The 12,582-nt window shown below is 40.2% G+C and carries 12 protein-coding genes; 3 read left to right on the forward strand and 9 right to left on the reverse strand.

What is annotated here, in order from left to right; all coding sequences use genetic code 11:
* Positions 1-26: 26 nt before the first annotated feature.
* Positions 27-452 (reverse strand): hypothetical protein, encoded by a 426-nt coding sequence (locus NSMS1_RS15265; protein WP_224094964.1) that lies wholly within the window; start codon positions 450-452, stop codon positions 27-29.
* 1,090 nt (positions 453-1,542) lie between these two features.
* Here NSMS1_RS15265 and cysK point away from each other — a divergent pair.
* Positions 1,543-2,502 carry a cysteine synthase A gene (gene cysK / locus NSMS1_RS15270; protein ID WP_224094966.1) on the forward strand — a complete coding sequence of 320 codons (960 nt, stop codon included), beginning with the start codon at positions 1,543-1,545 and terminating at the stop codon, positions 2,500-2,502.
* 104 nt (positions 2,503-2,606) lie between these two features.
* Here cysK and NSMS1_RS15275 read toward each other — a convergent pair whose 3' ends face one another.
* Positions 2,607-3,104 (reverse strand): ArsC/Spx/MgsR family protein, encoded by a 498-nt coding sequence (locus tag NSMS1_RS15275; protein WP_224094968.1) that lies wholly within the window; start codon positions 3,102-3,104, stop codon positions 2,607-2,609.
* Between the two features lie 94 nt (positions 3,105-3,198).
* Entirely contained in the window at positions 3,199-3,810 is a 612-nt protein-coding gene (locus tag NSMS1_RS15280) for a cupin (protein ID WP_224094970.1), read from the reverse strand.
* 45 nt (positions 3,811-3,855) lie between these two features.
* On the opposite strand from NSMS1_RS15280, the gene NSMS1_RS15285 reads away from it, so the two are divergent.
* Positions 3,856-4,011, forward strand: coding sequence for a hypothetical protein (locus tag NSMS1_RS15285; protein WP_224094972.1), 156 nt, complete (start codon positions 3,856-3,858; stop codon positions 4,009-4,011).
* 47 nt (positions 4,012-4,058) lie between these two features.
* On the opposite strand, the gene NSMS1_RS15290 is transcribed toward NSMS1_RS15285, so the two are convergent.
* From NSMS1_RS15290 to fdxB, 5 genes are all read right to left on the reverse strand, one after another.
* Complete coding sequence (locus tag NSMS1_RS15290; RefSeq protein WP_224094974.1) at positions 4,059-4,544, reverse strand: hypothetical protein; 486 nt, start codon at positions 4,542-4,544, stop codon at positions 4,059-4,061.
* Positions 4,545-4,629: 85 nt separating this feature from the next.
* Positions 4,630-5,223, reverse strand: coding sequence for a heme-copper oxidase subunit III (locus NSMS1_RS15295; protein WP_224094975.1), 594 nt, complete (start codon positions 5,221-5,223; stop codon positions 4,630-4,632).
* A 279-nt stretch (positions 5,224-5,502) separates the two neighbouring features.
* Complete coding sequence (gene ctaD, locus NSMS1_RS15300; protein WP_224094977.1) at positions 5,503-7,173, reverse strand: cytochrome c oxidase subunit I; 1,671 nt, start codon at positions 7,171-7,173, stop codon at positions 5,503-5,505.
* A gap of 113 nt (positions 7,174-7,286) precedes the next feature.
* Positions 7,287-8,252 (reverse strand): cytochrome c oxidase subunit II, encoded by a 966-nt coding sequence (locus NSMS1_RS15305; protein WP_224094986.1) that lies wholly within the window; start codon positions 8,250-8,252, stop codon positions 7,287-7,289.
* 510 nt (positions 8,253-8,762) lie between these two features.
* Positions 8,763-9,056 carry a ferredoxin III, nif-specific gene (fdxB, locus tag NSMS1_RS15310; protein ID WP_224094988.1) on the reverse strand — a complete coding sequence of 98 codons (294 nt, stop codon included), beginning with the start codon at positions 9,054-9,056 and terminating at the stop codon, positions 8,763-8,765.
* Positions 9,057-10,343: 1,287 nt separating this feature from the next.
* Here fdxB and NSMS1_RS15315 point away from each other — a divergent pair.
* Positions 10,344-11,933, forward strand: a complete 1,590-nt coding sequence (locus NSMS1_RS15315) for a helix-turn-helix domain-containing protein (protein WP_224095240.1) — start codon at positions 10,344-10,346, stop codon at positions 11,931-11,933.
* 84 nt (positions 11,934-12,017) lie between these two features.
* Here NSMS1_RS15315 and NSMS1_RS15320 read toward each other — a convergent pair whose 3' ends face one another.
* On the reverse strand, positions 12,018-12,173 hold the full coding sequence (locus NSMS1_RS15320) for a hypothetical protein (RefSeq protein WP_224094990.1): 156 nt from the start codon (positions 12,171-12,173) through the stop codon (positions 12,018-12,020).
* Positions 12,174-12,582 lie beyond the last annotated feature (409 nt).

The raw sequence follows: 12,582 nt of genomic DNA on the forward strand, positions 1-12,582 counted from the left end.
ATTTGTTAGTTGTTAGATAAATTTACTTATTGTTCTATACTCTGCTGCCAAAGTTTTTCTAGCATTTCAATTTGTTCTTTTAAAATAGCAGCGCGGTAAAGAAGATATCTGTCATAAACAATAATTCCTAACCCAATAAATACAGGTGTTAGCAAAATGAACCATTGTAATAAGACAGCAAGTTTATACTGTTCAGCAGTCAGCAATTGATTCACGATACTCTGATCAGGATTTTGAGTGCTAACTTGAGGTGGTGCTAAGGTTTGATTTGTAGTTGCACTGAAAAGTGTAGTGTTTGCTGAATAAATCTTATTGGTTTCAAATTCTAGATTCTGTGTTTTAACGAACTCTGTATGCCTTAACCAAACTAAACTAAATACTACTAGTCCTGGAGAAAGAACGGCTAAAGTAATTAAACACACAGTGAGAACATTCAAAAGTTTGACTTTCATCTTTGCTCTCCTAGCTAGAAAAAGGGAGTAGGGAGTAGGGAGTAGGGAGTGGGTGGACAAACATTTTTATGTTCTCGTCTTTGATTAGGGTGAGGGTTTAGCTAGTAAGCTACTAATACAAAAAATATGTCATAATTTAAAAATATCGATAGTAAAAAACAAGGTATCTTTTACCTGAAAATCTGCTTTTACCTTTGAATCTAAGTTATTAATTATCAAATATATTTATAAATTAATGTTCATGATTAGCTTTTTATTGATTAAGAAGTCCCCCCTAGTTCGTTGGTTTTACCCATTGAATTTCGGGGGGTAGAGGGGAATCTCTGCGTAAATCCTATTAGTTTTATATCAGCCGACTTCCTCAACCCTAGTTTATTTGAGTCGGATCAAGATTATTAAATTTATTAGATTTGTACTCAAATTGTGAAACCTTTACAGTTGAAGAATTATAGAAATTTTTTGGGGTAGAGGGACTAGTATTTTTGGGGTGGGGTACTAGCATTGATGAAGCGGGGTTCTAGTATTCCTAAAATCAAGGTCAAAGCTAACTATGCTGCTAATAAATGTAGGTTTGTGTTTGAGTACTCTATGCTGGAAACTTGTACTCAAGCAAAATATATTTATTGGCGAGTGTATCGAGATAAGTAAAAAAGTCCCATTAAGTATTTATAAATAAGTTCAGATTTCACTATTTGGTGGTCAATAGGCTTAGAAGTTAGAAATTAGGAAAGTCAAATCTCTATAAATTTGGGAAATATGGGTAAAAAGTTTGCTTAAATACAAAGTGATGTCTACGAATCTTAGTTAATGGACGAGAGCCACAAAAATAGAGTTCCAGGTAAAGGATATATTTAATATTTTTTCACTTATAAATGTATTTAGATTTACAAAAGCAGTTTAAAGGAAAAGTGTTTAGTGAATGTTTCTAAATAGCTTATTTGTTTGGTATTTTTGTGCTTTAGTGAGAATACCTCATATATATTTTTACGCAAATTTATTTGGTAAATCAAATACATACAAGCTAATTGTTATAAGCTGATTGTTATAGAGAAACACTTGACTCTAAATTGAGGATTTTAGGAGTAGATTGATGAAAATTGCTAATGATGTAACAGAACTTATTGGCGGCACACCTTTAGTTAAGCTCAATAAGATTCCGCAAACAGAAGGAGTAGTTGCCAGAATAGTTGTCAAATTAGAAGGCATGAATCCGGCTGCTTCTGTAAAAGACCGGATTGGGGTGAGTATGATTAACTCAGCCGAGGCTGAAGGTTTAATTGCACCAGGAAAAACTATTTTAGTCGAACCCACCTCTGGTAATACAGGTATTGCTCTGGCAATGGTAGCCGCAGCGCGTGGCTACCGCTTAATTTTGACTATGCCAGAAACAATGAGCCAAGAAAGACGGGCCATGTTAAGGGCTTATGGTGCAACTTTGGAGTTGACACCTGGTACAGAAGGTATGCGGGGAGCCATTCGCAAAGCCGAAGAAATTGTGGCTAATACTCCCAATGCCTATATGTTGCAGCAGTTCCGCAACCCAGCTAACCCCAAAATTCACCGCGAAACCACAGCCGAAGAAATTTGGAATGATACCGACGGTGAAGTCGATATCGTTATTGCTGGAGTAGGTACTGGAGGAACGATTACAGGTATTGCAGAGGTAATTAAACCACGCAAACCGAGTTTCCAGGCGATCGCAGTTGAACCCAGCAATAGCCCCATCCTCTCCGGTGGACAAGCCGGGCCGCACAAAATCCAAGGTATCGGCGCAGGCTTCGTCCCTGATGTTCTCCGCCTAGAATTAGTCGATGAAGTCATCAGAGTCAGCGACGACCAAGCAATGGTCTACGGAAGGCGTTTAGCCAGAGAAGAAGGCTTATTATCTGGTATTTCCTCCGGCGCTAATTTATGCGCGGCTTTGCAGGTAGGAAAACGACCAGAAAACGCAGGCAAGTTAATTGTCATGATTCAACCTTCCTACGGCGAACGCTACCTCAGCACGCCTTTGTTTCAAGACTTGACTGCTGAAGCTGCTAGTGTGCGGTAGATGGGAGAGTGGGGAGTAGGGGGAGATGAGGGAGTGGGGGAAGTGGGGGAGATAGAGAAGTATAGTTTTAGTATCCTCCTCATCTCCCTCATCCTCCTCATCTTCTAACGATGTTCTTGTTGAGCGTGATGGTTGCAACCACCTTGATGGTCGTGGTGGTGGTCGTGGCTGTGGCCGTTACCATGACCGCAACCTTGTAAATTCTGGCTCATGAGGCTTTCGCTCATGGCGCGGAAAGATTCGTCTACGGGTTTTAAGCCAATCCAAGCGTCGATGCTTTCCACATCGAAACCAACCTCTCGGCGATCGCCTACTTGTAGTAGAGGACGGCGAATTAATAAAGGTTCTTTCAACATTAAAAATAAAGCAGTCTGTTCGTCCATTTGTTCAGGAAGTACCTCACCAGATTTTACCTGTGGTGCGGAGAGATTGAACCATTCTTTAACGGGGCGATCGCCAAAAAATGAACGCAGACGTTCCACTGTCCAAGGTTCTGTCAGCAGGTTATAAGTGATTACTTCATGACCAGCCGCAGTTAATAAGACCTTCTGACGAGTACCACCCTTACAACCGGGTTTTCCATAGAAAATCACTCTAGCCATTTGTATTTCTCCTGATAATTGGGGATGAGGGAGTGGGGGGAGATGAGGAAGAAGAATAAGAAGTAATAACTTTCTACTCAGCACTCATCACTCCCTAAAACTTTTTGACACTATGAGTTACTGCATTAAACTCAAATCTTTGTTTGGGGTCAGTTTCTCCATAGATATTGAAGGTGACAGTGGGTTCATCACCTATTGCTTGGACGCTATGAATGGCATCGGGAGTTAAGCTAATGATGTCTCCTGGTGATAGGATAATTTCTCCCGTGGGTTCGATTTTGTCTTGAGAATCTGGGGTTTTTGTGCGTCGCCAAACAGTATTTTTTTCTTGTCCTTTTAAGACTGCTACAACTCCCCAAGTTCCATGATTATGAATATTAGAACGAGTTCCAGGTGCAAATGTTACTGTTTGCACAGTCAATGGAAAACCTAATTCATCGTATAGGAGAACAACAGAGGTTCCTGTAGTTGGGGAAGGCTCTAAATACTGACTTCGCACCCAGTACGAATTTACAATCAAGCGTCTCACGAGCATTCGGATTTCGGGTAAACGAGTTGATTCATCGCTTACCCCACTCAGAACATCTTCCATATCAGTTAAAAACCGATACAGACGATAATTCTCTTGTAATAAATCCCAACTTCTCGCTGATTTACACACTTGATATTGACCGTCTCCAGTCAGGAGCCAATCCCTACCTTGCATGATATTTAAACACTCAGTTAATAATTGTTGCTAGGAAAGACAATAATGGGAGCATTAACTCTGGGAAGCTCCTCATTTGGTAAGACAGGAACAACAATTCTGGAGGGAAGTAAGTCGTTATTACTATTAGGAGATGTGGATAAAGATTTAGAGGAAGATGCAGTAAAAAATGAGAAAATGTTCATGGTTGTTAACTGGTAACTGTTGAGTGTTGAATGATAACGGATAACTGTTCACTTTTAACTGAATCAATCATCTTCTTCTGCTGGGCGTGTCAAAACATCCAGGAGGATTCCTGCTCCGAAATCATGCTTGTCATCAATTTCCTTGACTCTCATGCTGATTTCCTTAGCTCGCTCGATTTCCCCTAACTTAGCTAATACTAATCCTGCGGCTGCATAAGCGTTCAAGTACAACCTGATTTGAGATTCTTCCCGCCGATTGATTAGTACAGGTTTAAGCTGATCCCATTCATCAGGAAATTTCTCTGATTTTTTAATTTTATCTAATAATTCGTAACTTGTTTGTAATGCCAAGGAATAATTATTTTTATAGTAGAAAAACCTATAAGCTGCTACTAATACATCGGTATTTCCTCCAGTTTTGCTCAGAGCTTCTTGAATATACTTTTCTGATTCTGAAGTGTTTTCCCAATTCTGTGCTGCTAAAATTAATAACTTTTTGATATCTTCTGAAACTTGGAACCAGGAAAATTTGTTGGTGTTGGTATGCAAAATGACCTCCTTGGTAATTGGTAATTGGGAATTGGTAATTGCTAATTGGAAGAACTATTACCTATTACCCATTACCTATTACCCATTACAAAATGTTGAGGATGTAAACTAAGGTGAATAGAATAATCCAGATGATGTCTACGAAGTGCCAGTAAATTTCTGCCATTTCGATGCCGATGTGTTTAGTTGCAGAATAATGACCAGGACGACGCGATCGCCACAATACACCTAAAATCAGTAACAGTCCGATAAATACGTGCAGTCCGTGGAACCCAGTCATGATATAGAAGCAGTTAGCGAAGACATTGGTGGTCAAACCATAGCCTAAATTCTGGTACTCATACACCTGACCAGCTAAGAAAACCGCTCCCATAATTGCGGTGACGAGATACCAAAACCGCATTCCCCAGACATTACCCTTCTTAATCGCCATATCACCGAAATGAATGACGAAGCTACTAGACACCAGAATAATTGTATTAATCGTCGGGACAAATAACTCTACCTCTGTTCCCTCCGGCGGCCACACCTCTGTAGACCCGCGAAAAAACAGATAGGTGGCAAAAAATCCGCCAAACATCAAAGATTCGGAAATCAGGAAAGTCAACAATCCCCAAACTCTTAAATCTGGATGCGCCTCATGTCCGCCATGATCCTCATGCGCCGTTACAACAGTCATATTTACTTCTCCCATCAAGTTTTTCCTGACCTCTCCCCTACAAGGAGCTACGGTGTACACACATCTTTGTGCTGGGTGCAAAATGTGGTTTGATCCCCCTAAATCCCCCTTCATAAGGGGGACTTTGATTTTTGTTCCCCCTTTTTTAAAGGGGGTTAGGGGGGTATCAAAACGTTATGGGGCAAGGTTGATCAGACTTGTGTGTACACGGTAGCCTACAAGGAGAGGAGAATTTACTTTATTAATTCCCCTTCCCTGGCAAGGAAGGGGGTTAGGGGGTTAGGTCTCCAACACACCCACTTCCGCCGAATGACCATAGTCATAAGGCCCATGATTCACCACAGGCAAAACTTCCCAATTCTCCACCAAAGGAGGGGAACTAGTAGTCCATTCCAAGCTCAAAGCTTCCCAAGGATTATCACCAGCCAATTCTCCCTTGCTCCAACTCCAGATCACATTGATCGCAAAAGGAATCACTGATAAACCCAAAATAAACGCCCCGATAGTGCAAAGCACATTCAAATCAACAAACTGGGGGTCATACATCGCCACCCGGCGAGGCATACCTTGTAAACCCAACTTGTGCATTGGTAAGAAAGTCAAGTTAGTTCCCACCAAGGTCAAAGCAAAGTGAATCCGACCCCAAACTTCGTTTAACTTGCGTCCGGTCATTTTGGGGAACCAGTGATAAATCCCGGCATAAATCCCAAACACAGAACCACCAAACAAGACATAGTGGAAGTGCGCCACTACATAATATGTGTCGTGAACGTGGACATCAAAGGGTGCTGTACCCATCGTTACGCCGCTTAAGCCGCCCATCACAAACATAGACAGCAAGCCAACAGCGAACAACATCGCACTAGTAAAGCGAATCTTACCACCCCATAAGGTTGCGACCCAACCGAAAATCTTCACACCAGTAGGAACAGCAACAATCAAGGTAGAGATAGTGAAGAACATCCGCATCCAGCCGGGTGTACCACTGGTAAACATGTGGTGAACCCAGACGAACAAGCCGACGACGCAGATAGCTACACTAGAATAAGCGATCGCCTTATAGCCAAAAATTGGCTTCCGCGCATGAACGGGAATTACTTCGGACATGATGCCGAAGATAGGCAGAATCATTAAATATACTGCCGGGTGAGAGTAGAACCAGAACAAGTGTTGATAGATGATGACGTTACCGCCAGCATCTGGTTTGAAGAAGGAAGTACCAAAGTTGAGGTCAAATAATAGCAACACCAAACCCGCAGCTAACACTGGTGTAGATAGTAGTGCTAGTACAGAGGTTGCCAAAATTGCCCAGCAGAACAAAGGTAGTTGATCCCATTTCATGCTGGGAACTTTCATCATCAAGATAGTAACGACGAAGTTCACCGAACCCAAAATTGAAGAAGTCCCAACTAATACGATCGCCAATATCCACAGAGTTTGAGCCATTGGCGCAGTCACCAGACTCAAAGGTGGGTAAGCTGTCCAACCAGATTGAGAACCGCCAAATATGAAACTCAGTAACAAGAGTAAGCCGGCTGGTGGGTTCAACCAAAAGGCGATCGCATTTAGTTTAGGAAACGCCATATCCCTCGCCCCAATCATTAGGGGGATGAGATAATTACCAAACCCACCGATCGCACTGGGAACAATCCATAAGAAAATCATGATTGTTCCGTGGTTGGTCATGAAAGCGTTGTACAGATTCGGGTCGATGAAGTCTGCATCAGGTGTTGCTAACTCGGTACGGAGAGCGATCGCCATCAACCCACCGATCAGATAGAACACAAACGCTGTTACCAGGTATTGGATACCGATAACCTTGTGATCTACATTAAAAGTAAAGTAATCTCGCCACTTCCAAGCCGGAAGATGTAAGGTATGTCCAACCACCAGATTTTTTGATTCATTATCATCCGGTGGTAGGTGTGGTGGAAATTCAACTCGTGTCATAAGCGTTTTTGCAATTTCTTTTGAAGAGTCCATAGTCCACAGTCCATAGTCCAAAGTAAGTAACGGATTAACTATTGACTATTGACTATTGACTATTGACTATTGACTATTGACTATTGACTATTGACTATTGACTCCAAAGTCTCTGCGTTAATCCCCATATTGTGGGTGTGGGGTGCAAGAAATTCTGATGCTGATAAACTAGCTGGGTTAACTGCGACAGCTTGATGTAAATCTTGTTGCGCTACCTGATTTTCTGCCAACCAGCTATCAAATTCCTCTGGTGTGTGGACAATAACCTGTGTCCGCATCGAACCATGATAACCACCACACAATTCAGTACACACCACCGGATATGTTCCTGGCTTAGTAGCGACGAATCTTAATTGAGTAGCGATACCGGGAATTGCGTCTTGCTTGAGCCGGAATTGTGGAACCCAGAATGAGTGAATCACATCCTGCGCTTTCAGGTTGAGTTGCACATCAGCACCCACGGGAACGTGTAATTCTCCGGCCGATATACCATTATTGGGATAGTCAAATAACCAAGCAAACTGCATCCCAGTTACATTAACTACCAAGTCTGCGTTCTTACCTTGATTTGTAGGGTTTGCCCCAATGCCGATACCTGGAGTAGCCGCACTATCATTTAAGGTAGCAGCTATGGCACTTCCAGAAGCATGAGCTACGTGAGATGAAGAATGGGGATGACTTCCAGGCTCTAATCCTCCCATTTGATTGTAGACATCTACACTGTATATACCCAAACAAATCACAATTATTGATGGAATCGCCGTCCAAAAAACTTCTAGCGGAAGGTTCCCTTCTACTGGTAAGCCATCAGTATTATCACCGCGACGACGACGATATTTAAACAAGAAAATCAAAATCGTGCCTTCCACTACCAAAAATAGCGCCACGGCAATGGTAAACATAATATTAAAAAAGCCATCGACCAAAGGCGCTTGTAGCGATGCTTCAATAGGCAGTAGATTGTGATTTTGACCAAGCCAAAGACTGGCGACTCCAACTACTATTCCTGCAATTAGAGTCCACAGTGAAACAGGAATTTGTTGCATACCACCTACTCATATATTTATGGTAATGGGTAATTGGTCATTGGTGAGACCAGTCCTGTAGGAGGGTCTGCCGCCGTAGGGAACTGGCGAACCCGGAGGGTCATTGCTTAACTACCACCAGTACCTAATCCCCAATACCTGATATTTCACTTATTTAATTTCTAGCTTACACTTATAAAACTTACGGGAATTATTCCATTTATCTTCACATCTTCCCTTAAAAACTTAACAATAACTTCCTGTATATTCATAAAAGTAAAGGCGCGTAACTACGCGCCTCTATTTCCAAAGAACATCATTATTCTTATCAGCAAGTATGATTTGTTTAATAGTTAACAATTAATGATTTACGCTTTTGTTTACCGCAAACTTTTTACTACATCTCGGTAGTATCTTGTAGAACAATAAATCTCCATCCAAATTACAAAATTCACAAGATTAATTTTGAATTTTGAATTTCTTCCTCCCCTCTTATTACCTTGCAACCAACAATGTCCTTTGCTGAATAGCTTAATTTTCCAATGTGGCGTGAGTGTAGCAGTTTTTAGGACAAATCCGCGCACAAGCTTGACATCCAATACAGTTCTCTGGATGAGCAACTACCATTACTTTGCGCTCGATTTCATCATCTTCCTCATCGTCTACAAATTCGCCTTCTTCATTGAGTGCTTTTAAATCCAACACAGGATAGCCACATACTTTAATACATCTGCCACAACCGATACATTTATCTTTGTCAATTTCTTGGGCGAATTTAGGTGTCCAAGTGTTGCCTCCGTAGGTCAATCCTGTGAGTACGGCCATGTATGTTCTCCTGGCGATTATGCCAATAAATCGTCTATTACTTTAATCATCATCTTAACTTAATATTGTCTACTTATTTAGTTATTAATCGACTAATTTGTAAGAGTCAAAATTCCCTGACTTTATACATTTTACTTATTGCTTTAGTGATTTATAAACAGATGAGAAAAATTGTTATTAATATTAGATGGCAATGAGAATGGGTAAATACTTATTGATTTTAATCATGCAAATGTTTACTATAATAAATTTGTTTAGAGACTATTTATAAAGTAAATCTTAAGTAGGGTGTGTTATGGCTTCAGCCTAACGCACCATCTGATCTAACGGTGCGTTAGGCGCTTCTATCAGATTTTTCATGAGAACCTATAGTCAAAATCTGCGCCTAACACACCCTACAAGAATTTTATTTTTACTTTATAAATAACCTCTTATATAGCGCTTTGCTGCTGATAAATTGTAAATAAAAGTATTAACAAATACCAACAGATACATATTTTTATTTTTAAAGTATTTTGACTACCCAGCAGGGTAAGTAGAAGGACTAAATTAAACTTAACTTGATAGCGCCGGGTTTCGACTGCGATCAACCCTCTTCTAATAAGGTTAACGAGCATTGAGCGTAGTCGAAATGCGTCTTATAAAAATTGTGTCCACCTACTTAATGATATTTATTAGCATCTTTTAAAAAATTATTAAAATAACACTACAAATAGTATATAAATATACAAAATGCAGAAGCTAGTCATTTGTGCTGACTTCTTTTAGCTAAATAATCTGTTATTTGGTTGGCAGATTATTAATTAAGAATCAAATATTAAAATTATTAATAAAAGCAACTAAGCCTAGTTATTAGCGATGTTAAGGTTTCTGAAAAATATTTTGGTTAAGCATTTAAGGTTAAATAAAAATGTTCGCAAGCGTAGTATTTCCTAAAATCTTAAGAACCATTTGTAGGCTCATTATGAACAAATTTATTAAATTAGTTATGAAATGTTTATTGAATGAAGAAGTAATCTTAGGCTCTAGTTCAAAGTCTGAAATAGCTTCCAACTGGATGCAAGAACTCAAGATGGATGTGAGCAATTATTTTGGCAAGAATCTAGTATTTTTGCTAGATAGCTAATTTGTAAAGGAGTAGTGAATGGGGAGCAGAGTAACAGGGGAGATAAGCAAAACTCCTTACTCACGACTCACTACGCAAAACTTTTTAGTTAGTTATAAGGACACATCTAGGGGGGAAACTTGAGCCAAACATCTCAACGATTAGGGTGGGAAGAACGTTATATGCCTTATACAATTCCTAACAACAGTTGCGTTGGATGTGACAACTGCCGTCCCCAATGTCCTACGGGTGCAATCACAATAGAAAAAAATGAATACTGGATAGATCCATTTCTTTGTAATAATTGTGAAGGTTATTATGCCGAACCGCAGTGTGTGATAGCCTGTCCGACAAAATCCCCAATACAGTGGCAAGCCAAGAAGGGGAGATGTAAAGTAGAACCGCGAGATGCTACTAGTCCTGACTTATTTTCCAATGGAAAGAATAACCCATTTGCATCGGCGATCGCAATTTGGGAAGCCTGCAACCTACTAGCACAACGTACATCCCTAAATTGGGAAATAGATGAAGCCGGCTATGTCTGCTACAGCCGGGTCGTTAACCAAGGACGAGGTAAAATTGCTTTCCACATCCAGAACCCATTCCAAGTCAACGATAAGGTAAGAGATTTGGAAGTTCTCGAAGCGTTTGATATTAGAGCCGCTTGTATCCATTTGATTCTAGCTGCCCATGCTACCGCTTTAGATAAACCTTGGGAGCAGGAGTTTACTATCGATGAACGACAGCTAGAAAAATACTTAGGGTTAGAAAAACGCAAAGACTTAAGCAAAGCTGCCAAATTAGCTCTAATGAAAAATCTTGTGCAGCAAGCTTGCTCTCTTATTATCTCGATGGACTGGCCCCAGCAAGGACAAGTCAAGGGGTTTTCCGTTAGCAGTAACCGCTTGTGGCATTTGATAGGTATTCAGCACCATTTTCAAGAAGATAATTTGGGTTGTAAATATCTAGTAGGGCTAACTTTTAAAGTTAAAGCCGGGATATGGAGCCAATATTTCCTCAATAAACAAGGATGCAAAGAACGCGCCGCATTCTATCAATATGGCAGCCTACCCAAGACTGTGTTAACTACAGTCATGAGTATCTGGCAGCAACATGAGGGAGCAGTAAGGCTAATGCTGTGGTTGCTGTTTAAAACCAAAATGGGTAAGGAACAACGTATTACAGTTCCTACCTTACTTCGCATTGCTTATGGTCAAGAAAAAGTCAATCTTGCTTCCAGACATCGAGACGAACGCAAACGTCTACTACGAACATTTGAAAGCGATTTAGAAGTGTTAAATCATTTAGGAATTAAACCCATTTTTGACCCCGTTACCTATCCCCCAGCAATTCAACCATTATGGGCCAAGTTAATAGATATTCCCGAAGACCCCGATGAAGCCTTAGAGTTTTGGATTAATGATGCTGGGGGTGAAAATCGCCTCACAGATAACGGCCCCCGTGGTAAATGGAATTTGTTGATGAATGCACGGATTTTATCTTTTGAATTACCGCCAGAATGGGAAAGACAAATTGCCGAATCAGAGAAGAAACAACGGCGCACAGCCAAGACTAGACAAAAAATCAAAACAGCAGGTGATTTAGTTGGTGAGCAAATTTTACAAGCTCGAAAAACTTTAAATCTTTCTCAGCGCGAATTGGCCAAGCTGACAGGTAAAAGCCAAAGTTGGATTCGAGATATCGAAAATGGTCGGCTAAAAGCGAAGTTAGAAGACCAAGCACTATTACGAAAAGTGCTACATATCGCTTAACAAGAAGTTGTTAAAAATTGAACCGTCGATGTATTTTGTTAGCACCTCCAATTATTAGTTTTACTCGGCGGTTAAATTTTATTCTTACTCAACAACCCATTTAGCAGTTAATTTACAATTCCCTTCATTACATTCCTCTACCCAAATCATTGTCAGTTGGGGGCGAGATTTGCTGGAAGAATTAACATTATTATTACTTTGCTCAAAAGTTTTGACAGTAGTTTGTTCTAACAGTTGCATAATACTTCTCCTAAAATAAATGTAATTTTCTTGTTCATATCTTCTATTCAGCTTGCTTTTCAGCTTTTATGCAAATTTGAAGATATGAAAGCCAAGCTGTTACCACTCGCTTGTAAGGAGTAATACAGTAACGTAGATTGAGTTTTCCCAAAAATTTTGCAAAAAATGGCAGTTAAAGTATTAACTTTTGTAAGGAAATAAGCTCAAAAATATCTATGACTCTATTGATTACTTAATTTGATGTAGGAAATTGAAAAATGCGATACCTCCGGTAAGCTACGCTAACGCCTGCGGTGGCACATTGGTAAACCGTAGTAAAAACTGGTTTTCTTCATATTGCTTAATGAATTTGGCATAGATATCTACAGTAGCCAGTTGAGTTTCATGTAATAGCTTCAGCTTGAGATTA

Origin of the sequence: Nostoc sp. MS1 (assembly GCF_019976755.1) — a bacterium.
Taxonomy (GTDB): domain Bacteria; phylum Cyanobacteriota; class Cyanobacteriia; order Cyanobacteriales; family Nostocaceae; genus Trichormus.